This is a genomic window from Geomicrobium sp. JCM 19037, from assembly GCF_000698105.1.
Taxonomy (GTDB): domain Bacteria; phylum Bacillota; class Bacilli; order Bacillales; family Marinococcaceae; genus Geomicrobium_A.
In genome coordinates, this window is sequence record NZ_BAWZ01000033.1 from 24,683 (window position 1) to 46,744 (window position 22,062).

At 43.4% G+C, this 22,062-nt stretch carries 19 protein-coding genes and 6 pseudogenes; 15 read left to right on the forward strand and 10 right to left on the reverse strand.

Going from position 1 to position 22,062, the window contains the following annotated elements:
* Positions 1 to 91 precede the first annotated feature (91 nt).
* Positions 92 to 1,183: pseudogene (mqnE, locus tag JCM19037_RS16620) on the reverse strand (aminofutalosine synthase MqnE).
* A 241-nt stretch (positions 1,184 to 1,424) separates the two neighbouring features.
* Between mqnE and JCM19037_RS16625 the strand changes: the two are divergent.
* From JCM19037_RS16625 to JCM19037_RS16630, 3 genes and pseudogenes are all read left to right on the forward strand, one after another.
* Positions 1,425 to 1,610, forward strand: a complete 186-nt coding sequence (locus tag JCM19037_RS16625) for a Spo0E family sporulation regulatory protein-aspartic acid phosphatase (RefSeq protein ID WP_042403129.1) — start codon at positions 1,425 to 1,427, stop codon at positions 1,608 to 1,610.
* Between the two features lie 97 nt (positions 1,611 to 1,707).
* Positions 1,708 to 2,059 (forward strand): annotated as a pseudogene (locus JCM19037_RS24555) (HesB/IscA family protein).
* Positions 2,060 to 2,110: 51 nt separating this feature from the next.
* Positions 2,111 to 2,647: a hypothetical protein gene (locus tag JCM19037_RS16630; RefSeq protein ID WP_042403132.1), complete on the forward strand. Its 537-nt coding sequence runs from the start codon at positions 2,111 to 2,113 to the stop codon at positions 2,645 to 2,647.
* A gap of 154 nt (positions 2,648 to 2,801) precedes the next feature.
* Here the strand turns inward: JCM19037_RS16630 and JCM19037_RS16635 are convergent, their stop codons facing one another.
* Both JCM19037_RS16635 and JCM19037_RS16640 read right to left on the reverse strand, forming a co-directional pair.
* Positions 2,802 to 3,275 (reverse strand): hypothetical protein, encoded by a 474-nt coding sequence (locus JCM19037_RS16635; protein WP_042403133.1) that lies wholly within the window; start codon positions 3,273 to 3,275, stop codon positions 2,802 to 2,804.
* A 38-nt stretch (positions 3,276 to 3,313) separates the two neighbouring features.
* Complete coding sequence (locus tag JCM19037_RS16640; RefSeq protein ID WP_042403135.1) at positions 3,314 to 4,306, reverse strand: NAD(P)/FAD-dependent oxidoreductase; 993 nt, start codon at positions 4,304 to 4,306, stop codon at positions 3,314 to 3,316.
* Positions 4,307 to 4,573: 267 nt separating this feature from the next.
* On the opposite strand from JCM19037_RS16640, the gene JCM19037_RS16645 reads away from it, so the two are divergent.
* The 3 genes and pseudogenes from JCM19037_RS16645 (at position 4,574) to JCM19037_RS16655 (ending at position 7,049) form a co-directional block, all read left to right on the forward strand.
* Positions 4,574 to 5,794 (forward strand): NAD(P)/FAD-dependent oxidoreductase, encoded by a 1,221-nt coding sequence (locus JCM19037_RS16645; protein ID WP_152549116.1) that lies wholly within the window; start codon positions 4,574 to 4,576, stop codon positions 5,792 to 5,794.
* Between the two features lie 147 nt (positions 5,795 to 5,941).
* Complete coding sequence (locus JCM19037_RS16650) at positions 5,942 to 6,262, forward strand: YuiB family protein (protein ID WP_255343686.1); 321 nt, start codon at positions 5,942 to 5,944, stop codon at positions 6,260 to 6,262.
* Between the two features lie 131 nt (positions 6,263 to 6,393).
* A pseudogene (locus JCM19037_RS16655) lies at positions 6,394 to 7,049 on the forward strand (3D domain-containing protein).
* Positions 7,050 to 7,089: 40 nt separating this feature from the next.
* On the opposite strand, the gene JCM19037_RS16660 reads toward JCM19037_RS16655, so the two are convergent.
* The 3 genes from JCM19037_RS16660 to JCM19037_RS16670 form a co-directional block, all read right to left on the reverse strand.
* Positions 7,090 to 7,578 (reverse strand): divergent PAP2 family protein, encoded by a 489-nt coding sequence (locus tag JCM19037_RS16660; RefSeq protein ID WP_042403138.1) that lies wholly within the window; start codon positions 7,576 to 7,578, stop codon positions 7,090 to 7,092.
* A 139-nt stretch (positions 7,579 to 7,717) separates the two neighbouring features.
* On the reverse strand, positions 7,718 to 8,296 hold the full coding sequence (locus tag JCM19037_RS16665; RefSeq protein WP_042403140.1) for a biotin transporter BioY: 579 nt from the start codon (positions 8,294 to 8,296) through the stop codon (positions 7,718 to 7,720).
* Positions 8,297 to 8,429: 133 nt separating this feature from the next.
* Positions 8,430 to 9,635 (reverse strand): MFS transporter, encoded by a 1,206-nt coding sequence (locus JCM19037_RS16670; RefSeq protein WP_042403168.1) that lies wholly within the window; start codon positions 9,633 to 9,635, stop codon positions 8,430 to 8,432.
* 293 nt (positions 9,636 to 9,928) lie between these two features.
* Between JCM19037_RS16670 and JCM19037_RS16675 the strand changes: the two genes are divergently transcribed.
* The 4 genes and pseudogenes from JCM19037_RS16675 to JCM19037_RS16690 all read left to right on the forward strand — a co-directional run bounded on the left by JCM19037_RS16675 (position 9,929) and on the right by JCM19037_RS16690 (position 13,637).
* Positions 9,929 to 10,630 (forward strand): glycerophosphodiester phosphodiesterase, encoded by a 702-nt coding sequence (locus tag JCM19037_RS16675; RefSeq protein ID WP_042403142.1) that lies wholly within the window; start codon positions 9,929 to 9,931, stop codon positions 10,628 to 10,630.
* Positions 10,631 to 10,693: 63 nt separating this feature from the next.
* A complete protein-coding gene (locus JCM19037_RS16680; protein ID WP_042403144.1) occupies positions 10,694 to 11,257 on the forward strand; it encodes a hypothetical protein in 564 nt (187 codons plus the stop codon).
* A 66-nt stretch (positions 11,258 to 11,323) separates the two neighbouring features.
* On the forward strand, positions 11,324 to 11,806 hold the full coding sequence (locus tag JCM19037_RS16685) for an S-ribosylhomocysteine lyase (RefSeq protein WP_081829383.1): 483 nt from the start codon (positions 11,324 to 11,326) through the stop codon (positions 11,804 to 11,806).
* A gap of 165 nt (positions 11,807 to 11,971) precedes the next feature.
* Positions 11,972 to 13,637 (forward strand): annotated as a pseudogene (locus tag JCM19037_RS16690) (formate--tetrahydrofolate ligase).
* Here the strand turns inward: JCM19037_RS16690 and JCM19037_RS28705 are convergent.
* Both JCM19037_RS28705 and JCM19037_RS28710 read right to left on the reverse strand, forming a co-directional pair.
* On the reverse strand, positions 13,634 to 13,888 hold the full coding sequence (locus JCM19037_RS28705) for a cysteine hydrolase family protein (RefSeq protein WP_052363982.1): 255 nt from the start codon (positions 13,886 to 13,888) through the stop codon (positions 13,634 to 13,636). The pseudogene JCM19037_RS16690 and the gene JCM19037_RS28705 overlap by 4 nt on opposite strands.
* A complete protein-coding gene (locus tag JCM19037_RS28710; protein ID WP_255357933.1) occupies positions 13,810 to 14,070 on the reverse strand; it encodes a hypothetical protein in 261 nt (86 codons plus the stop codon). The genes JCM19037_RS28705 and JCM19037_RS28710 overlap by 79 nt, the downstream gene beginning before the upstream one ends.
* Positions 14,071 to 14,307: 237 nt before the next feature.
* Between JCM19037_RS28710 and JCM19037_RS16700 the strand changes: the two genes are divergently transcribed.
* Both JCM19037_RS16700 and JCM19037_RS16705 read left to right on the forward strand, forming a co-directional pair.
* A complete protein-coding gene (locus tag JCM19037_RS16700; RefSeq protein WP_042403148.1) occupies positions 14,308 to 14,805 on the forward strand; it encodes an Lrp/AsnC family transcriptional regulator in 498 nt (165 codons plus the stop codon).
* Positions 14,802 to 15,995: an aminotransferase gene (locus tag JCM19037_RS16705; RefSeq protein ID WP_042403150.1), complete on the forward strand. Its 1,194-nt coding sequence runs from the start codon at positions 14,802 to 14,804 to the stop codon at positions 15,993 to 15,995. The genes JCM19037_RS16700 and JCM19037_RS16705 overlap by 4 nt, the downstream gene beginning before the upstream one ends.
* 626 nt (positions 15,996 to 16,621) lie before the next feature.
* Here the strand turns inward: JCM19037_RS16705 and JCM19037_RS16710 are convergent.
* On the reverse strand, positions 16,622 to 17,959 hold the full coding sequence (locus JCM19037_RS16710) for a sodium-dependent transporter (RefSeq protein ID WP_042403152.1): 1,338 nt from the start codon (positions 17,957 to 17,959) through the stop codon (positions 16,622 to 16,624).
* A gap of 190 nt (positions 17,960 to 18,149) precedes the next feature.
* Between JCM19037_RS16710 and yugI the strand changes: the two are divergent.
* A pseudogene (yugI, locus tag JCM19037_RS16715) lies at positions 18,150 to 18,586 on the forward strand (S1 domain-containing post-transcriptional regulator GSP13).
* Positions 18,587 to 18,647: 61 nt separating this feature from the next.
* Here yugI and JCM19037_RS16720 read toward each other — a convergent pair.
* Positions 18,648 to 18,878, reverse strand: coding sequence for a DUF378 domain-containing protein (locus JCM19037_RS16720; RefSeq protein WP_042403156.1), 231 nt, complete (start codon positions 18,876 to 18,878; stop codon positions 18,648 to 18,650).
* 123 nt (positions 18,879 to 19,001) lie between these two features.
* On the opposite strand from JCM19037_RS16720, the pseudogene JCM19037_RS16725 reads away from it, so the two are divergent.
* Positions 19,002 to 20,328 (forward strand): annotated as a pseudogene (locus tag JCM19037_RS16725) (glucose-6-phosphate isomerase).
* Positions 20,329 to 20,407: 79 nt separating this feature from the next.
* Positions 20,408 to 20,809 (forward strand): YugN family protein, encoded by a 402-nt coding sequence (locus tag JCM19037_RS16730; RefSeq protein WP_042403159.1) that lies wholly within the window; start codon positions 20,408 to 20,410, stop codon positions 20,807 to 20,809.
* Positions 20,810 to 22,062: the final 1,253 nt, after the last annotated feature.

The following is a 22,062-nucleotide window of genomic DNA, read 5'->3' on the forward strand; positions in this document are numbered from 1 at the left end:
AGTCGCTACCCCTTATCATATCATTGTTTTCGATGTTAAGCCAATTATAATAAACGACCGAGATTTCCCCGGTCGTTTAGAAAAGCAATTATTAGTAAGTTTTGATGACGTTGTAGAATGTATCACGCTCTACAGGGGTTTTGTTTGCACCCTTGATCATGTGGATCAGTTCTTTTCTCGTAATGCCTTGGGATGTTAAGGCACCTACTGAATGTGAAATTCTTTCTTCAATTAACGTCCCGTGGATATCACTAGAGCCGTACGTGAGCGCCATTTGAGTAAGCTGAGGTCCAATATTAATCCAATACGCCTTAATGTGATCAAAGTTATCTAGCATAAGACGTGAGATTGCAATGGTGCGCATATCATCAAATGCAGATGTACGCCTCGTTAAACCGGCACTTTGCTTACGGGGCTGCATGGCTAGTGGAATGAATACCATAAACCCGTTTGTTTTATCTTGGAGTTGACGAAGTGATCCATATGAATGAGTCGTTCTTCATAAGTGTCGATCGAGCCATAAAGCATCGTTGCATGCGTGCGAAGTCCAAGATCATGTGCAATTTCATGAGCTTCTAGCCATTCATCTGTTGAAGCTTTGTCAGGCTCATCTTCGCACGATATCTCTCTGTAAGAATTTCTGCACCGCCACCAGGTAGTGTATCAAGACCCGCTTTAATAAGTTCTTCTAACACTTCACGCATCGTTAGACCTGCATGACGAGCAAAGACTCTATTTCTGCGCCTGTGTAGGCTTTTACCGTTGTATTTGGGAAATTCTTCTTCAGTGTGCGAATGGTGTCTAAGTAATAATCAAAAGTCACATCCACATTGTGGCCACCCACGATGTGAAATTCGTTAATATTATCATTCCAACGTTCATTTACGTATCGAAGCAGTTCATCTGAGTCCATCGTATAAGCGCCTTCTTCCCCAGGTTTACGCTTAAATCCACAAAAGGAGCAGCTTGCTTCGCATACGTTCGTTGGATTGATGTACATATTTTCGATGAAGTATACATTGTCACCATTTTTCTGTTGATTTACTTCATTGGCAAGTTGAGCAACAGATAACAAGTCGGGAGTATTGTATAAAGTAAGGCCGTCTTCAATTGTCAATCGTTCACCGTTTCTGACTTTTTCACTAATGGCAGATAGCTTTGGGTCGTTCAGCAGTATAGCCATATAAAAACCTCCTTCGTAAAACAGCGGTGATGGAAAATACGGTCGTTTCCCTCATCTATTATACATTCCGCAGTAAGAATTGGAAAGTGACAGTGTCTCCCTAAATTTATATGTATGAAAATTTTCGAAAGATTTGCGGAATGTTTTGCTTCTCTCTAGCTTTTTTAGTAGAATGAAGAAATAAAGAAAATGCATCTCACAGAAGGATATGCTCAGGCGATTGAGCAGGAAGGAGTATCGCATGGCTCAAGAGAAACATGCCGACTATGAACAGCTGGAGATGTTGCGTGCGAAGATGGTCACTGCTGCCGAACAGCATGGACTTGCCCATCCTCTCGTTATGCATTATAGCCGCCAAATAGACACACGTCATTCCAATATGATGAAGACGAAACCAGACAACCCCGACGTCGCTCCGATTGGGTAACATGTTAATCGAGAAGACGTCTGTTGGATTGAATGCTCGTCTTTTGTTACAATACATGTAATCTCATGATTTGTGAGCCTTGGAAGGAGGAAGACACATGATCACGATTACAGAAGCGGCAGCTTCAAGAATTAAGTCAATGAAAGAAGAAGAAGGAAACCCAGCTTTTACTGCGGGTTGGAGTAAAAGGTGGCGGATGTAGTGGTCTTTCGTACGGACTTGGTTTTGATGCTAATCCGAATGATGACGACGTTCATTTCCAACAATCTGGCATTGATGTCATTGTCGATGAAGAGAGCAAACCGATTGTCGAAGGTTTACTCATTGATTATAAAGAAAATATGATGGGTGGCGGGTTTACGATTGATAATCCGAATGCGATTGCAAATTGCGGTTGCGGAGCCTCGTTTAGAACGGCGCAAAATGCCGGCAACCCAGAGAATTGCTAAACCGATGTAAAGAGGCGAGTGACTCGCCTCTTTTTTTTGAGGAGTGTACAAATGAAATTTTCGCTTATTGTATTGATGAGTTTATTAGCAGTGGGCTGCTCCTCCACTTCTAATAGTGGAGGAAGTGAAGCCCAAGAACGTCTTGACGAGACAGCCTTTACGATGACAATTCCTGAGCATAACGACTACGACTTACTATCGATTTATATAGAGGAATCTGAAGGTTTAGAAATTCTATATATGAGTTATGGAATTGCTACATCGGACACACCATCGACGGAACTTGAAGATTTAGCAGAAGAAGAGGGCATTGAGCTTGCAACAGAGACGATTTACGGTACGTATGAAGGCGATACGATCATTGATCTTCAAGTGTTTAATCAAGACGTACAAATGTCAGATGAATCCGATCGTATCGAACATACAATTGCTGATCACACAGTGTATGAAAGTACAACGAATCCTCGCGGAAGTTATCAATGGACGCTTAATGGTTATAGCTATTTGGTGACCTTTTTCGATGAGTCGCACACAGAGGATGAACAAGAGGAATTTATTCGGAAGATTATTACCGAAAATGAAGGATAAAAAAACTGTTTACACATTGTGGTGTGGACAGTTTTTTTGCAACAAATGAGCTGGCGCACTATATGTATAGAAACTGTTTGTCGGTACTCCCCTCATTCCACATGCTAGGTTAAAAGGTATGATCTTGCCGTTGTTTGTATTGGGTATGAAACGGTCAGTTAACAATGCAATCAATTCCTGGGTGGAACCCAACGGCTTTAAAGATAGGGTCATTTTTAATATCTAATAGGTGTTTCGTTAGTAGTGCTTGTGAGGTACTGGCTTTTAACTGAAAGGTGTATGTGTATGTTGGGCTGGATAAGGAACGCTTTTCAATATGGCCAAACAAGGTGAACAATTCAATAAAACGAACGGTGATGGCATAGTGGACATCACTTCTTTCTGGAAGATGAAGTGATGAGGTGAATTCTAATCGGTCCCAGTTAAACGAAGAAATCCAAATGACAGTTTCTCTTGTCGTAGTCGGTTCATCTTGAATTGAGCTAATACGTAAATACGCTTGTGCTGTGTGAACAAATGTTAGCTTATGGTTATCATCGTGTTGGATGCGAAGCTCCTCCAATCTATGGTGACTTAAGGAATCGATCAAATGTACTAATAATATAAACCGAAATTTGTATTTTGTCATGAAAAAACGCCTCGAAAATAATTTTCGAGCGTTTGGTGTTAAAACATATGTGAACTATGTCCAGGTTGAAGTCTTGCTTTTGGATCAATATAGGCTTTTGCATTGCTCACGGCTGTAGGAGCTTCACCAAAACCTGAGGCAATTAACTTTACTTTTCCTTCGTAAGAAGTAATGTCACCTGCAGCATAGATCCCTGGGATGTTTGTTTCCATTCTTGTGTTAACAAGAATCGAGTTTTTCGTAATATCGAGTCCCCAGTTTTTAATTGGACCAAGCGAAGAGACAAACCCGTAATTAACAATTACATCATCTACATCAATAATTTCTTGACGTTCACCTTTGACTTCTTGCAATACGACTTGCTCAATTCGCCTTCCATCACCGCGCAACTCTTGAATATCAAAAGGGGTGAGTAAATTTACATTGGAGTCTTGAAGTTCAGAAACACTATGTTCGTGTGCTCGGAACTTATCTCGTCTATGCGTGAGGGTCACATTCGCTTGTTTTTCAAGCATGAGTGACCAGTCAACAGCAGAATCTCCACCCCCACAGATTAAAACGTTTCTGTCTTTAAAAGCACTTAAATTGTTCACAAAATAGTGCAAATTGCTACCTTCATACTGAGTGGCTTCTTCAACGGCAAGTTTTCTCGGTTGGAATGCACCGACACCACCGGTAATGATTATGGTTTTGGAGTAATGGACATCTTTGTCGGTTTCAATGCGAAATGATTCATCTGCTAGCTTGTCGACCATGTTAACCGTTTGGTCTAACACAATGGTTTGATCAAACATTTGCATTTGCTCTAGCAAATTGTCCACTAATTCCTGTGCACCCACTTTAGGAAAGCCGGCAACATCATAGATGTATTTTTCTGGATACAATGCGGACAGTTGACCGCCTAACTGAGGCATGCTTTCAATGATCTTTACTTTTGCTTGACGCATACCTCCGTAAAAAGCAGCGAAAAGACCTGCTGGGCCTCCGCCTATTATTGTAATGTCGTAAAGTTCGACAGAATGGTCTTCCACGAGCGTACACCTCCAAGAATATGATTACACGAAACAACTTTACCATTATAACATTGCATCGGTGTGTCGGGAAATAAAAGCATACGAGACATTTTGCGACAAGTTCTGCAAAAAAGTGATTTGTGTATTGAAATGTGTGCGGCAACTGGCTATAATAAAGAGTGTAGAAATGTGAACGTTTAACGACATTAATTTGTTTGAGTATGTGAAAGTAATCACATACTCAAAAACAACTGGACATACCAATGGATTGGAGACGTGAGTACCGTGGCGAAAAAACCACAAATTGTTGTTCTCGGAGCAGGTTACGGTGGAATGATGGCAGTAAGTCAGCTTCAGAAGAAGATGGGGTCTGGAGAGGCGCACATTACGCTAATTAGTAAGCATAAGTATCATTACCAAACGACGTGGTTGCATGAGCCGGCTGCAGGCACAATGAAGCCAGATGACGCAAGAATTGAAATTGAAAAGGTGTTAAACTCGAATCGTTCATCGTTCGTCCAAGGCACAGTTTCAAGCATTGATAAAGAAGCAAAGAAAGTCACACTCCAAGATGGTCAAGTGTTTGATTATGACTATCTCGTCATTGCGGTTGGAGCCAAAGCCGAAACGTTTGGTGTTGAAGGCGTGTTTGATCACTCTTACCACAAGTGGACAATTGATGGTGTACGGGAAGTCAAAGATCATATTGAGTTCCAATTCTCTAAATATCGAAACGAATCCATTCATCATGATAAAGACCTCACATTTGTTGTTGCAGGTGCAGGGTTTACTGGTATTGAATTTATCGGAGAATTAAGCGAGCGCGTGCCAAAACTTTGTGAGTTTTATGATGTACCTCGTGAAAAAGTTAAGATGTACGTGATAGAAGCAGCACCAACAGCGCTTCCAGGGTTTGATCCAGAGCTGGTCGAATACGCTATGAACTTGCTTGAGCACCGGGGCGTGGAATTTAAGATTAACACACCAATTTCTGAAGTGAAAGATAGCCTCGTCATCCTTAAAGATGGTGAGGAAATCCCAGCAAGCACGATCGTTTGGGCAACGGGAGTTCGTGGAAATCCACTCATCGAAGAAGCTGGATTTGAAGCGATGAGAGGTCGTGTGAAAGTCGACCCAGATCTTCGTGCACCTGGTGAAGAAAGCGTCTTTATTATTGGAGATTGCTCGTTAATGATTAACGAAGAAACAGAAAGACCATTCCCACCAACCGCTCAAATTGCTATGCAACAAGGTAGTGCAGTTGCCGAGAACATTTTGTCTCTCATTAAGGGAGGATCGGCTTCCGCATTCAAGCCAGAAATTCTCGGGACACTTGCATCATTAGGCGGAAAAGAAGCGATGGGCACTGTGAATGTTTCCTTCCTAAAAGGGAAGAAACTATACGGTAGGTCTGCCTATTTCATGAAACATATGAGTGACAATCGCTACCTCATGAAACTTGGTGGCATCGGTCTTGTTCTTACAAAAGGGAGAAACCCATTCTAGGACTCATTCATCCGGAGGAGAATTGATCTCTTCCGGATTTATTCTTGGCTAATTTGTGCACAATTTATGAACAGGCAGTGTGCAAATTGACGATCATCGAGGGCTTTTGTACACTAAGAAAGAAGGTTGGAGGTGAGCGGCTTGGGCATAACGAGCTTGCCGCAATTAATCATTTCCATGATGTTGTTTTTAATTCTGTTTTTTGGAATTGGATTCCTATTAAACATGGTATTAAGATCCACGTGGATGATGGCGGTCATCTACCCGGTGATTGTCATTTGGATCGTTAATTCTGCCACATTTACAGAGTATTTCACTGCTCCGATTCAGTCATTTTCTGCAATTCCTGCTGAATTTGCAGCGCTTAGAATTGCTGATATCGTGATTTTATTGTCAGGTTTTATCGGGGCCATTATTGCTGGTGTTGCGATCCGTATGTTACGCGTGCGAGGCTATCAAATGTTTTAGATTAAACATCATGGCATGGATAAGGAATGACTTCACGGTTTTTAAAGACCGTGAGGTCATTTTTGTTTCAAGCAGCGAATAACGAAAGACTAGATTGGGCATGCTGTCGTAAGTAGAAAGCAGGTGATTGCATGTCCAAGTATGCTACGGGGTTAAAAAGGATTCTCATGGCCTTTCTCGTATTGTGTGCGCTATATGTAACGTATACACAATTAACGGGCATATCCACAAAAGATTGGACAGACGAGCAAGGAAAACAGGTGAATGCGAGTGACGATGAGATTCATCAATGGGCGATACGATCTCAAGTCCAAGCCGCTGAAGTCCTTGATGACGATGCTACGGTACAAGAAGCAGCTGCACAAATTGAAGCCAATATTGACCTGGACGAGTTTCCAGCGGTGAACGTAACCGCAACGGGCTATACCGCAGGTAGCGAATCGACTGGAAAAGAGCCTGGTCATCCGGCATACGGCATTACGTTTTCTGGTGTTCCTGTTTCGCGGGATGTCTATTCTACAATTGCTGCTGATCCGGATGTGTTTCCAATTGGTACGATTCTATTTGTCCCAGGGTATGGGTACGGAGTTGTCGCAGATACAGGATCTGCGATCCAAGGAGAAATTATTGATCTTTATTATGAAACCGTTAATGACGTCTATAATGAGTGGGGAAAAAAGACATTAATGTCTACATTATGCAATACGGAGAAGGGTCACTTTCAGAAGAAGAGTTTGATTCGCTTAACGAAAATCGAGCATTAGAAGTTTTCACACCCCCGATCTAACACAAACACCCCGAAGCGGTTTTCGCTTCGGGGTGTTTTCTTAATACAATGTTGGATTTATGAAATTGTATGCAGTAATTGCTAAAATAATTCCGAGCAGGGCACCAAAGAATACTTCAATTGGTTTGTGTCCGAGCAATTCTTTTAGTTCTTCTCGTTTCTCAACTTCTTCTTTATTCTGCCAGTTCTTTGCTTCGGTGATCAGTTTATTAAAGTCATTCATGAGTTGATTTAACATCGTGGCATGATAGCCTGCATGTCGTCTCACACCAGTAGCATCGTACATCACAATAATCGCAAACATCGCTGATAGTGCGAACATGCTGGAATGAAACCCATATTCAATCCCAATCGTCGTTGCCAGTGCAGTAACGGCAGCGGAGTGGGAACTTGGCATGCCACCCGTACTCGTAATGAGTGAGAGATCGACTTTTCTAGTGGCTATAAAGGCAATGGGGACTTTAACAAGCTGTGCAAGCACAATTGCAGAAATCGCCATCCAAAGAGGATAATTCATAAATATTTCCATACTCTTGCCAACGTCCTTTCTCCAGTTCAAACAAATGGACGGCCTCCGCCAAAGTAAATGTTTGGATGGTGAGCATTTACATATTATAACACAGTCAATGCCCATCTACACATGAGAAAGAAGTTGGAAATCAAAAACATTAATTGGCGGTTGATGCCGTCCTTTGCGGAAGAATGGCTACGAGCTTATAAGCAATTGAAGCGGCCATGATTGTCAAAATAATGTCTTTTACAAACGGCAACAACATCCATAACCAAACGAGGGAATAGGTGAAGTTGTCCGGGGCTTGAAAGCCTAATGAATACATCCCATACATCCAGTTTGTTCCTATGATATAGTTGATGAGAAGCCCAACCATGCTCGCAACGAGATATGTAAGAAATGATGGATGTTGCTTACGTTCAATTATCTTGCCAACTACAAATGCAAGCACAATAAAGGATAGTACGAACCCGAATGTTGGGCGGACGAGCATGCCCATCCCCCCGTGGAATTGTGTGAATATTGGAGCGCCTGCAAGTCCAACAAGTGCATAGAGGCCCATAGCTAAGGCGCCGCGTTTGCTACCTAGAATTGCACCGGTAAGTATTGCAATGAACGATTGAAACGTTAATGGAACGCCAAATATGACTAAAAATGGAAACATACTCGTAATATTCGCACCGACGCTCATTAAGGCAACAAACATGCTGACCAAAATCATGTCATATGCGCGCATACTCAACCTCCCTTTCTGTTTTCAGCTTAGCGAGTAGAAAGTTAATTGTCAACCATCATTTATAAAAGGTTAACAATCGAGAGGCGAAAAGCCGCACAACAATGAGAGCTCTTCACTGTTGTGCGGCAAGCGTCTACGTCGTTTTTTCTGGACCGGACGGTTTCACATTCATATCGACAGATTTTTTGTTTTGGGAAAGTACAACTTTTAAGCAAAGAGCGGCTACGAAAAACAGCGCGCCTGTAATGATGAATACTGCTGGAATGCCAAGGGTACCAGCGATAAAACCACCGGACACGGGGCCGATGACGTTACCGAGAAAACGGAAGCTTTGGTTGTATCCGAGTACTTCTCCTTGCATTGAAAGAGGACACACTTGCCTAATGTAAGCAGTTGTACAAGGAATTAAGCCACCAACAGCAATACCAAAGAGAAAACGGAGCGCAATCAGATGCCATAGTTCACTAACAAAAGCTTGTGGAATGAAGAATATTCCCGATAAGATTAAGAGAAGCAACATAATCTTTTCGTGCCCAATACGATCTCCAATTTGTCCCCATTTTCTTGTGGCGACGAGGTTACCAAGGCCAGTTACAGAGAAAGCCATACCTGCCATAAAAGCAAGGTTCTCCGTCTGGGTTAGCGCATCAACGTACAAGGCAAGAAGCGGTTGCACACTAAAATTGACGAGCTGAACGAGCAGGGCAACGACCATAATGACAATGAGCATCGGCGACGTACTAATATGGCGAATCACTTCTTTCCAATGGTACTTGCGGTTCGATTCGCCTTTTTCCTGATAGAGAACTTCCTTCACACCGACAATGACGAGCAATGTTGCAAATGCGAGTACGGTTGAAGTAATAATAAACGTCAGTTCCATTCCAACAGTATCGGCAATGAATCCACCCATAAGTGGGCCGAGCAACCCGCCAGATACAGTACCCGTTTGGAGTGTGCCTAGCGTTTGACCAGCGGTTCGCTTATCGCTTTGCGCAGAGATTAACGCCATAGAGGCAGGAATAAAACCAGTCGCAAGCCCCATGAAGATGCGCAGTATGAAGAGGGATTCAACAGACTGAACATACCCCATTAGAAAGACTGACAGAGCAATCCCGAACCCTGTACCAATTAAAATCTTCTTTCTTCCAAATCGATCTCCAATCCTCCCCCAGAGTGGAGAGACTAAAAAAGCAACAAGAAATGAGACACCAAAAACAAGCCCAGCCCAACGTTGCACCTCTTCTTGAGTGTATCCGCCAAAGGAATCAATGTATAAAGACAGAAATGGCAGAACCATCGTCATGCTGGCACCAACGAATAGGTTGGCAAACCACATAATCAATAAATTTCTTTTTTCAGTTTTAATGAGATCACCTTCGTTTGTCGTACATAAAAAATAACCGTGCACGTTCGTGAGGAGTTAAGAAGAATCGATCAGGAAGAAAACAGAGGGATTGCACTTTATTTCGTATATCTAAATATTACCGTTAATTTTTGAATGCGTCAAAGATATTGCTCAACGATTTTACTTGAAATTCAACAGCTTTTTTTGTATAAACTGTGAATTACTCTTCTCGATAAAGAAATTCACACGTATGCTATAGAAGGATGGAAGGGGAGACACGATCGGTGAAAGGAAAATGTCCCATTGTGATTGCTCATCGCGGTGCCAGTGAAGGTACAATTAAAGAAAATACTCTTCTTGCATTCGAACGAGCGATTGTCGTTGGTGCGGATTATATCGAAACAGATATACAGATGACTGCGGACGGGCATTTGGTATGTTTTCATGACCGGGTATTTAAAGGTAAGAAAATCCGTCACCTTACGTACTCAGCATTGCGTAAATTGGCAAAGGAAGAGGGCTTTGACGTTCCGACGTTAGAAGACACCGTTGTGCTCTGTAAAGGCCGAATTCGATTGAACCTTGAATTAAAAGAAACAAAAATGGAACATGAGGTAGTCAATGTGCTCGCTACACATGGCGTGATGGAAAGCACGCTAGTATCCTCGTTCCAGTTATCCGTTTTGAAAAAGGTGAGGCTTGCTAGTGCTCGGGTGACTACCGGTCTAATTGTTGGGAGTAAGCGGCACTGGCTTCGAGATCGAAGGCGAATAAAGAAACTTCAAACAGTCGATGTAGATGTAGTATGTAGTCACTATCGCTACGTTAAAAAGCTTCATCATCTCAACGTGCCATTATACATTTGGACGGTGAACCAAAAGAAGACGATTCGACAAATGCTCGACTTAAATGTGGATGGCCTCATTACTGACGATGTCGTTTTAGCCAAAAATATCATTCAAGACCAGCAGTATTTTAAGAAATAATCGTCACCGGAAATCCTGTCCCGAGCATAGGCTATTGGCAAAACGATTCAAAAGGGGTTCGCAATGTCTAGCAGGTCTGAAGTTTTTGCTGCGTGGACGGTGGCAGTTGGTACAATTATAGAAGCTGTGGCAAGTACGGAAAGATTTGATTTAACGGATGAGCGGCGCGAACAACTTGAATTGGTGGGCGTATCATTACAAGCGGGTGGAGATGCGCTCGCTGTGGAACTAATAAGTGAAGATGAACCGGCCGAAAAAGTAGGATCGACACTGTTAACCATCGGGAACTTGACAATTCTTCAAGGATTGTTACGTGACGTGTCTGAAGAAGATAATCTTGTCTTCAACATTCAAGGTAATGGTCTGCAAGCATTAGGCGGTAGCCTTATACTAACTGACCTTGTGCCTTTAGAGAAAACCAAACCGGACATTCTTGTGTTTTACGGCTTATTAATTGAAATTACGGGGAATGTCATCCAAATTATTTCTTCAAAAAAAGAGTTGGCAGGTGGGGATGGGTCACGCTTGGATACGTTTGGTGCTTGGACACAGGCACTCGGTAGTGTACTCGGAGCCATCGGTGTAGAATTAGCAGTTGAAGAAGAGCTTCCTTCTGTTTTATGGTAATGTTTTATGATTGCGCAAGACCGTGCAGTTACGTAGAATGAAAAGTACGTATTACTTTATGGAGGGATGATCAATATGAGTTCACGAGTCGAAAGCTTTGAGCTTGATCATACAAAAGTGAAAGCGCCGTATGTCCGTCAGGCAGGCGTACAGCACGTCGGTACCGATGGTGTTGTTCACAAATTTGATATTCGCTTCGCTCAACCGAATATTACCAACCTCAATCCACCAGAAATCCACACGTTGGAACATTTGTTAGCTATCCACATTCGCGAATTTGCAGAGCCCTACGATCATATTGAGATCATTGACTTGTCACCAATGGGTTGTCAGACAGGTTTTTATCTTATTGTTGACGGCAAAGCGACGGTGCCAGAAATCATTGATATTTTGGAGAAGACGATTCAAAAGGGTCTAGAATATGATTACGTTCCAGCTGCAACGGAGCTGGAGTGCGGTCAAGCAAAGCTACATGACTTGGACGAAGCGAAGAAGTGGATGAATTACTGGTTACAACAAGATCGTCAAACATTAGAAACGGTATTTTAGTTCGCAGACATGAAGTGTTCACTTCATGTCTTTTCTTTTGGCATGCCTACCATGTGCAGCTGAATTATGCTTTAAGGTGAAAACTGCGATATGAAAAATCACCTTTCAGAACGAGGACAGCTTCGTTATACTAAAAATGGTACACCAATAAGAAAGGATGATACGATGGGGAACTCAGATATTGAAATCGCTTACAATGCTAAGATGGAAAACATTTTAAACATTGCTGCAAAATTGCAGCTTCAAGAAGAAGACATTGAGTTATATGGAAAACATAAAGCAAAGATTAATGATCGTCTTGTACATAAAGGCAAAGCGGGCAAGTTGATTCTTGTCAGCGCGCTCACGCCAACACCTGCAGGGGAAGGAAAAACAACGACAACAGTTGGGCTAGGTGATGCGCTGAATCGTCTAGGCAAAAAACAGTCATTACGCTAAGAGAACCATCGTTTGGTCCTGTTTTTGGAATGAAAGGTGGGGCAGCTGGCGGAGGGCACAGTCAAGTGGTTCCTATGGAAGATATCAATCTCCATTTTACAGGTGATTTACATGCGATTGGTGCAGCTAACAATTTACTCGCTGCCATGATTGACAATCACATTTACCAAGGAAATGAATTGGACATACAACCCCAATCAATTTCATGGAAACGATGTGTAGATATGAACGATCGGCAACTACGCCATGTTGTCAGTGGGTTGCAAGGCAGAACGAATGGTATCCCTAGAGAAGACGGTTTTGAAATTACGGTAGCATCAGAAATTATGGCGATTCTCTGTTTAGCATCAGATCGAAACGATTTAAAAACGAGGTTAGAACGTATTGTAATTGGCTTTTCTTATGACCGTAAACCGGTGACGGCAGGTGATTTACGTGCTGCAGGTGCAATGGCTGCAATTTTGAAGGATGCATTTAAACCGAACCTCGTCCAAACGCTTGAGAATAACCCAGCCATTATTCACGGAGGGCCGTTTGCGAATATTGCACATGGGTGCAACTCTGTAATTGCTACAAAGACAGCGATGCAGCTCGGGGATTATGCGGTGACAGAAGCAGGGTTTGGTGCCGATCTTGGCGCAGAGAAATTTGTGAATATTAAATGTCGGACGTCTGGCATTACACCTGCAGCGGCAGTGGTTGTCGCTACAGTCAGAGCCTGAAGATGCACGGTGGAGTAGAAAAGGTTGACTTAGACCGAGAAGATGTCTCTGCTCTTGAACGAGGCATGCCAAACCTTCTCCGCCATTTGGATAATATGACGCACGTGTATGGCATTCCTACGGTTGTCTCAATCAACCGTTTTCCAACCGACACGGATGAAGAGCTTGAGAAGGTTAGCAGTCTTTGTAAGCATCACGGGTACGCAGTCGAAATATCAAATGGTTGGGCAGAAGGAGGAAAAGGTGTAGAACCATTGGCACAAGCTGTCATTAATCTTGTGGAAACAGAAACGTCGAAACTGACGTACACATACAAAAATGAAGACCGGATGACCGAAAAAGTGCAGGCCATTGTTGAGAGTGTTTATCGGGGCAAAGACGTAAAATGGTCGGCACAAGTCTTGAAAAAGATTGAGCAATTTGAAAGCGCAGGTTTTGGTGAACTACCTGTCTGCATTGCCAAAACCCAATATTCATTTAGTGATGACCGCACACTAACGGGAGCTCCGGAACAGTTTGCTATTAGTGTGCGAGATGTGAAGTTGAGTGCAGGTGCAGGATTTATTGTCGTCGTTACTGGGGCTGTCATGACCATGCCTGGTTTACCAAAACAACCGGCAGCCGAGCAGATTGATCTAAGTGATGACGGTGTTATTTCAGGGCTATTTTAATTCGTTTTTGCATAGTGCTCGTCTGCTCGTTTGAGCAGATGGATGAAATTTAATTGATCACTAGCGGTTGTATCTGCCCCTAGCACATCCTTAAACATGTCAATCGAGCGCTCATGTTGGTCAACTGTGGACGAAGCGGTCGTGTCTTCTGGAATATTCAGTGCAAACCCTCTCATGTATGCGTCACTCGCTGTGAACTGCACACACATGTTTCCTGCAATACCTGTGATGAGTAAAGAACGGACATCCAATTCCCGTAGTAATAGGTCCAGTGTGTATAGAAAAAGCCAGAGAACTGCGGTTTTAAAACAAAGTAATCGCTAGTTTCTGGCTGCAGCCACTGTATAATCTGCTCTGCAGAAGAGCTGGCATTTTTACAATGTTGGATTACTTCATTGAAATCACTTTGCCACCTTCCGTAATTATCATTCACGTAAATTACAGGAATGGCTTGCTCTTTAGCTGCTTTTTTTAAAGTAGCTATTTTTTGGCGATCGTGACCGAAGAAGAAGCAAGTTCATCCCCTTCTTCAAATTGGAAGTCATTCATCATATCAATGATAAGCAGTGCTAAACGTGGTTTCATAATTCCCTCCAAACACGACATTTCCGAACTGTGATAAGATAATATGACAATTAAAGATAGCTTAACGATACAAGGGGAGTGAACGATGAGTAAAGAGCAAGAAGCCGCATTATTACGTATTTTAGAGCAGAATGGCAGAATTGATACATCAGTACTAGCGAAGATGTTAAATGAAGACGAAGAAACCGTCAAAAAAACCATTAAGCGTCTGGAGCAAGACAAGATCATTCTTAGTTATGGAGCGGTTGTGAATTGGAACCGCATTGAAAAAGATGCCCATGTGGCCGCAATGATCGATGTGAAAGTCGCTCCGCAGCGTGGGGTAGGTTTCGATGAGGTTGCTGCTCGCATCCAACGTTTTCCAGAAGTGAGTGCACTATACTTAATGTCTGGAACTTACGATTTATCTGTGATGGTTGAAGGACAAACGATGGAAGAAATTGCTCGGTTCGTATCCGATAAGTTATCAACACTCGAAGCAGTGTTATCAACGACAACACATTTTCGATTGAAAAAATATAAGCATGACGGCGTTGTTTTTAGTGAAGATGAAAAAGACCATAGAATGGTGGTCTCTCCATGAAAGATGTGCAGGAAGTTCAGCAACAAACCGGAAGATTATCAAAAGCCGTCACTCGAATTGAGCCTTCAGGCATTCGCCGTTTTTTCGAGCTTGCTTCAACGATGGACGATTGCATCTCATTAGGTGTAGGTGAGCCTGACTTTGTTACCCCGTGGAACGTTCGTGAGGCATGTATGACGTCTTTAGAACAAGGGTTTACTTCTTATACGGCCAATGCGGGTCTAATTGAATTAAGGTCAGCAATCGCTGGGTATTTGCAACAATCTTTTTCGGTAAGCTATCAACCACATTCAGAAATCATTGTCACTGTCGGCGCGAGTGAGGGGATTGATCTTGCGATCCGAGCGACGATCGATCCCGGTGACGAAGTGCTCGTCGTTACACCGTCCTTTGTTTCCTATAGTCCACTCATTGAGCTTGCAGGAGCCACAGCTGTTCCAGTGTTAACGGACAAATCGACCGATTTTAAACTGACTCCCGAGCGGTTAGAAGCTGCGATATCGGATAAGACGAAAGCTGTTATCCTATCGTTTCCAAACAATCCGACAGGAGCGGTGATGAGTCGTGAAGAGCTGGAGAACATTGCGTCCATTGTAGAGCAGCATAATCTTCTCGTCTTTTCAGACGAAATCTATGCCGAGTTGAGCTATGATCAAGACCATACTGCTTTTTCAGCACTTGAAAAAATGAAAGATCGGACGATTCTCATCTCTGGTTTTTCCAAAGCTTTTGCAATGACAGGGTGGCGACTAGGCTTTGTTTGCGCCCCTGCTGACATTTCAGCCGCAATGTTAAAGATTCATCAGTATACACTTATGTGTGCACCGACACAAGCGCAGCACGGTGCATTAGAAGCTTTGCGTAACGGACAAAATGACGTACAAACGATGGTGAAAAGCTACCATGGTCGAAGAAACTATATCGTTAACTCATTAAATGAGTTGGGGCTATCTTGCGAGATGCCAGGCGGATCATTTTACGCATTTCCTTCTGTAGACATTACAGGCATGGATGATCACGAATTTGCAGAGCGATTGTTAAGAGAAGAAAAAGTAGCCGTCGTTCCAGGCTCTGTGTTCGGTGAAGGTGGAGAAGGTCATGTTCGTTGCTCTTATGCGACATCAATGGATGCCCTGCAGACAGCGATGGAGAGAATGGCTCGCTTCGTTCAGCGACATAAAAAAGAATAACTCGTACACGGCGGTGTTTCTCTGGAGGACGAGCTAAGGTTCAAATGCTAATAGAGTAACAACAAACTGTTAACTGAGCACACGCCTAACACGTTTAAAGTATCGGTTAGTCCAGAATTGTCCGAGACGCATAGCGTCTACACGTAGTGCTTGGAGTATACTGGACTCTCGCGATTTATATCAGTTGAACGAAAGAAGTTCGTTAAGAACCAATGGATAGCTTGGTAAAGTGGAAACCTTGCACGAGTTGCGATCGAACTGTCCTCAAGTTTAGGAAGATCGCAGGAAAAGCGGTATATCCCCATAAACTAGGTAACAGAATGAGCAAACTCGGTAACAGATTACCGGGTTACGTGTACATCCCCGCCCTGAAGTACCTACAAGACGTCGGCGCGGATCGCGCGAACCGAGTCCGATTTGGCTTCAGACAGGTTGCTCGCTTATGGGCATTTTATCTGAGCTCCAGTTGGAACAAACTGCGCAGGAGTTTAGCGAGATTAGTGCCAAAATCGTTAAACTAGGAAAACTAGCGCGCAAAATGGCACGTTGAACTTGGCTCCCCTCCCCCTCAACGCCTACCGCATGAATTGGACAAAAGAAAAACCGCCCGGAAAGGGCGGTTTTCGTTATAGAATGAGTTGTGAAACAAACACTACAATAATGGAGAGAGGGACGACGACGCGAATCATAATGAGCCAAATGAAATAGAATCCTTTCCCAAATCGGCTCCCGCGTAGAAGTTCTTCTTGCATGATGCTTGGTTTCATTTTATACGCAACAAAGAGAGAAATGAGTAGAGCACCAAGTGGTAACAATATATTACTTACTAAGAAATCGACAGCATCAAAAAAAGTGAGACCGAATATGTGGAAGTCTGCAAGCAAACCGAACGATAAGTTTGATGGGATTCCCATCGCAAAAATTAAGAGTCCGACTGCCCAAGTGACGCGCTTTCTAAGGTGTTCCTTCCCTCGTACGAATGGGGTCACGATAATCTCAATAAGTGAGAACGCAGAAGTGAGCGTTGCAAACAACATGAGTAGCATAAAGATCATAAAGAACGCTTCGCCGAAGGCAAGCTGTTGAAAAACAGCAGGGATAACAACAAAGATTAGGCTTGGACCTTCATCAGGCTGTAGACCGAAAGCGTAAATCGCTGGAAAAATTGCAAGACCTGCCATAAAGGCAATAAGAACACTTAAAAGCACAACCGACCAGGCCGAACCAGGCAAGCTGGCTTTATTGTCTAAATAAGAACTGTACGTCACCATTACACTCACACCTAGGCTCAGAGAGAAGAACGCTTGACCGAGTGCAAAGAGGAAGGTTTCACTAGAAACAGCGCTAAAATCGGGTTGTAAAAAGTAAACGACACCTTCCCAAGCGCCGTCGAGTGTGAGCGAGCGAATCATTAAGATCAAGAAGATAATAAATAGTGCAGGCATCATGTACAAACTTGCTTTTTCGATGCCTTTTTTAATGCCCATTTGCACGACAAGAATCGTCATAATCATAAAGGCGAGGTGGGCAAGGCCAACCTCCCAAGGATTAGCAGTAATCGATTCAAACAATGCGCCATGATCCCCGTCAGGTGGGTTTGTTACATTGCCGGTAAAACTCCGGACAAAGTACGTTGTGATCCAGCCACCCACAACACTGTAAAAAGATAGGAGTAAAAACGCGGCAACCATGCCGATGATTCCAATCCAATGCCACTGTCCTTTTGGTGCGACTTTTCGGTACGCTTCAATGGCTCCTTCTTTTGTACTGCGTCCAAGAACAAATTCAGCGAGCAAAAGGCTTGTGCCGACGGTGAGTAGAAGGGCGATAAAAATAAAGAAAAACAATCCTCCGCCTTGCTCCCCAGCAACGTATGGTAAACGCCAGACGGTCCCTAGTCCGATGGCAGAACCTGCAGCTGCAAGAATAAATCCTAAACGCGTTCCCCAGTTTTCTTTTTGCATCGTTTTCTCAACTGCTTTCTTATATGTAGTAAAGTGTTATGTTTAACAGTAATCAGACGTTTCTTTAATGTCAATGGTACTTTCATGGTTCGGTTCGTGAATTCACAAGATTTACCGCGAACTTTGTTTTGCCTGTTTGCAAAACATATGGTATGATTTATGAGTTAATAAATGATTAGGGGATGTTTGAATGTCTGTAACACAATACGAAGTTGGCAGCATTGTTGAAGGTAAGATTACCGGTCTTAAACCGTTCGGTGCATTTGTTGCATTAGATGAGAAGAACCAAGGGTTGGTTCATATCTCGGAGGTTGCTCACGGATATGTGAAAGACATTAATGAAGTTCTTTCCGTTGGTGAAGAAGTGAAAGTCAAAGTCAAGTCAGTTGACAGCGACTCCGGCAAGATTTCTTTATCGATTCGTGCGACACAACCTGCCCTGAAGGGTCTGAGCAAAAAAGCGATCGCGGACCACGCGGTGGCGGCGGTGGTAACCGTGGACCGAAGAATTTCAGTAGCAACAACAACAAGAATCAAGGGTTTAATACGCTTGAGGACAAGTTGAAGGACTGGTTAAAGCAGTCAAATGAAATTCATGCAGACCTCAACAAGAGAGCACGTAAATAATTGCCAACACGAATAAAATGAACCCGGACGTAGCCTCATTGGCTTTGTCCGGGTTTTTCTTTTATTGCCGTTCGGGCGCCGGACTTTCTTCTAACTCTTCATTCGGTGTAAACAAAATGGATAGGCTATACAAACCCGCGAGACCAACAACGGCATAAATGACACGCGCCAATGCTGCTGTTTGACCGCCAAAAATCGCAGCAACCAAATCAAAACTAAAAAAACCAATAAGACCCCAGTTGATCGCACCAATAATCGTGACAATGAGAGCGACTCGTTGCAAACCACTCATGAAAAACTCACCTCCTTCGTGATCTAGGTATGTTCCTAATACATATAGCTTGATACAATTAAAGGAGGACTATGACAATGAATCAAAGGAAGGGTTTCCAGTAATATTTTTTGGAGGGAAAACATGATTACGTTCACGACAAACTATGCAAAAGACTTTTTTGAAACACATGAGTTTGATCAGATGGAGCTTGCGGTTAAAACTGCACATGACCAACTACATACTGGGAAAGGACCGGGCGCAGATTATTTAGGGTGGCTGGACTTACCGACAGCAGATAAAGATGAATTGTCTCGCGTTAAACAGAAAGCTTCCGAGATTAAAGAACACGCTGACGTGCTTATCGTCATTGGCATTGGCGGTTCGTATTTAGGTTCAAAAGCCGTCATTCAGGCTTTGTCTCATTCCTTCATGAAAAAATCTGACGCGCCAGATGTGATTTTTGCCGGTCATCACCTAAACGGTGAGTACATTGAAGAGATGTTCGATGCGCTACATGAAAAGAGTGTATACGTAAATGTGATTTCAAAATCAGGGACAACAACAGAGCCTGCAATTGCTTTTCGACTCATAAAGCATTGGATGGAACAACGCTACGGACAGAGTGAGGCAGCGAGTCGCATCATTGCGACGACCGATGCAAGCAAAGGCGCACTAAAAGCGGTTGCCGATGCAAACGGGTATACGTGCTTCGTCGTACCTGATGATGTAGGGGGACGATTCTCTGTATTGACCCAGTAGGCCTTTTGCCGATTGCGGCTGCAGGCTTTTCCGTCGATGCGCTTCTCGATGGCGCGCGTTCTGCAAAGCAGCAGTATGATCATCCAATCCTTCTTGAAAACGAAAGCTATCAATATGCGGCATTTCGAACGTTAATGTATGCCAAAGGAAAGCAAATTGAATTGCTCGCAAGCTATCACCCGAAACTCCAACAAGTTTCTGAATGGTGGAAGCAGTTGTTTGGCGAGAGCGAAGGAAAAGACCATAAAGGTTTGTTTCCAGCCTCTGTACACTATACGACGGATTTACATTCATTAGGGCAATACGTTCAAGAAGGCCGACGTCATTTGTTTCAAACCGTTATTGGAGTCAAAGAAGCAACAAAGGATGTGACCATTCCATACTCAGACAGCAATGAAGATGGGTTGGATTATCTTGTTGGAAAATCGCTAAACGAAGTGAATGAGCAGGCGATGGATGGAACGTTACTCGCACATGTCGATGGTGGCGTTCCAAATGTGCAAATTGAAGTGGAGCAACTTGATGAAGCCACATCGGTGCGCTCATTTATTTCTTTGAGAAAGCGTGTGCGATCAGCGGGACTTTGCTTGGTGTAAACCCATTTGACCAACCGGGGGTTGAAAGCTATAAACAGAACATGTTTGCTCTTTTAGGAAAAGAAGGATTTGAAGAACGGAGACAACAGTTGCAGGAACGACTGCTCACGTAATCTGCCAATAACTTCCGAGGGGAACGTTGCATGAATTGGTGTGAATGAGGCACGGTAAAGCCTAAAGGAGGCGAATATCGTGCTCGAATTGCAATCGCGCATTTCCGGTGTCGAACTATCATTAAGTGAGCTTGAAAAGAAAATCGAGCCCCTCGGGTTTTCAATGGGTGGGAATTGGGAGTATGACCATGGCTACATGGATTACCAAATGGACGACGATGGTCAAGGGTACACATTTTTAAGGATTCCTTTTTCGGCAGTTGTAGGTGAAATCGGTAGCGGACACGCTGAAGTCGTCATCGGTACGCCCTTTCTTCTCGCACATCGTTATGAGTCTGGTATCGAGCATGATGGGATTACAGCTTACAGTGCTGTGTTCAACCAATTCTCTTCACCAGAAGAGAAAGATGCTTTTGTAGACCAAAAATATGTGCGTGAAGGGGTGTTGTTAGTAAAAGAAGTTGAAGAGAAGCTAGTGTAATATTTGTAGGTGGGAGGCAACATGGGAGCTATATTTTTTGGAATTGCCATCTTTATTGGGTGGACGTTAATTGATTTGTCTAAACATAAAAAAAATAACAGCTGAAAACTTACTTGGTTCTTTAATTGTCGCTATCATCGGAGGCCTAGGATGGTCCGTGTTTGATTGGATTTTTGAATGAAAGAACGGGGCTGTGCCCAAGGTCTTAGAATGGACATTGGGCACAGCCATTTTTCTATGTACTCCAGATACAAGTGCAACATGAGTGGTCAAGAGACGCCCACCGTGTTTTCTAGAGCGGGGAGAGCCGGATGAGCCTCCTCGGTCTAACGACGAGGACAATGAGAATTTGGAAATTGAATAACCGAAGTAGGTTGGGTCGTGTAGAAAGTGATACGCTTTTTTAGTGACTTGGCGCTTTTACGTAGCACACTTGGGAGTGGCTCCTGGATGTGGTATGATTTTCCATTTATGAAGCTGCTTAGCTCAAATCTTACCATAGTAGATTCTATGGTAAGATTTTAAACCTACACCTTGCACGGTGCGTAGCATGGATGATGGCTGGGCGCTGAAAAGGGGAGGTTGTAAGGCGAATACTCGTACTATTCAACGTTTTTATGATGGGATTTGGTGCACTCCCAACCCGCTAGTTGCCCGAACCCCAGAAAGGGTTCCCAAAGTTTACCGATTGGAATCAGAATCACTCATAGGTGATCGTTTTGCGTCGTTCTGCTTCCAATCGATCGACATCTCCTTCCAAACAACCGCTAATGGAATCAGAATCAGCACTTTAAAGACAATGAACAGCAATCTAGTTCCAAAGCGATGTTCACATTCGTCATCACACCGCCATGAAGATTGAGTCGCACGCCTTGTCCCGAACACTGATTTGAAAACACAAAATTCTGTCGGCGCGAGTCGCGCCGAACCGAAACCGATTTAGGTTCGGCCCCAGCGGCCGATCGGTCATAAGGTGTTAGGTTTAGTCCAATCTGCGCTCCAGTTGGAACAAACTGCGCGCAAGTTTTAAGAAATGAGCACTAAAAATCGTTGAAAAGAGCAAACTAGATAAGTTGAACTAAAGAAATTCATTGAATCGGATGACCGAGATGGGTCTTTGCTGGTGAGTGCTTGCATATTGGCTGTTGAAATTCATCTTGTTGCACTTGGACAACTTCGTTGCCGATCGTTGTTCGTCACTGCAAGGGTTGCGGGCAACACGAAAAACGTTTGCCGAAGGGCAAAAAGTCGTG

Excerpts from the sequence above, each read along its gene's own strand:
- JCM19037_RS16720 (WP_042403156.1), bottom strand. The coding sequence starts at position 18,878 with ATGAGTGGTTTGCAACGAGTCGCTCTCATTGTCACGATTATTGGTGCG.
- JCM19037_RS16700 (WP_042403148.1), top strand. The coding sequence starts at position 14,308 with ATGAGTAAAGAGCAAGAAGCCGCATTATTACGTATTTTAGAGCAGAAT.
- JCM19037_RS16665 (WP_042403140.1), bottom strand. The coding sequence starts at position 8,296 with ATGCGCGCATATGACATGATTTTGGTCAGCATGTTTGTTGCCTTAATG.
- JCM19037_RS16685 (WP_081829383.1), top strand. The coding sequence starts at position 11,324 with ATGATCAATATGAGTTCACGAGTCGAAAGCTTTGAGCTTGATCATACA.
- JCM19037_RS16660 (WP_042403138.1), bottom strand. The coding sequence starts at position 7,578 with ATGGAAATATTTATGAATTATCCTCTTTGGATGGCGATTTCTGCAATT.
- JCM19037_RS16630 (WP_042403132.1), top strand. The coding sequence starts at position 2,111 with ATGAAATTTTCGCTTATTGTATTGATGAGTTTATTAGCAGTGGGCTGC.
- JCM19037_RS16635 (WP_042403133.1), bottom strand. The coding sequence starts at position 3,275 with ATGACAAAATACAAATTTCGGTTTATATTATTAGTACATTTGATCGAT.
- JCM19037_RS16680 (WP_042403144.1), top strand. The coding sequence starts at position 10,694 with ATGTCTAGCAGGTCTGAAGTTTTTGCTGCGTGGACGGTGGCAGTTGGT.
- JCM19037_RS16670 (WP_042403168.1), bottom strand. The coding sequence starts at position 9,635 with ATGTGGTTTGCCAACCTATTCGTTGGTGCCAGCATGACGATGGTTCTG.
- JCM19037_RS16705 (WP_042403150.1), top strand. The coding sequence starts at position 14,802 with ATGAAAGATGTGCAGGAAGTTCAGCAACAAACCGGAAGATTATCAAAA.
- JCM19037_RS16710 (WP_042403152.1), bottom strand. The coding sequence starts at position 17,959 with ATGCAAAAAGAAAACTGGGGAACGCGTTTAGGATTTATTCTTGCAGCT.
- JCM19037_RS16625 (WP_042403129.1), top strand. The coding sequence starts at position 1,425 with ATGGCTCAAGAGAAACATGCCGACTATGAACAGCTGGAGATGTTGCGT.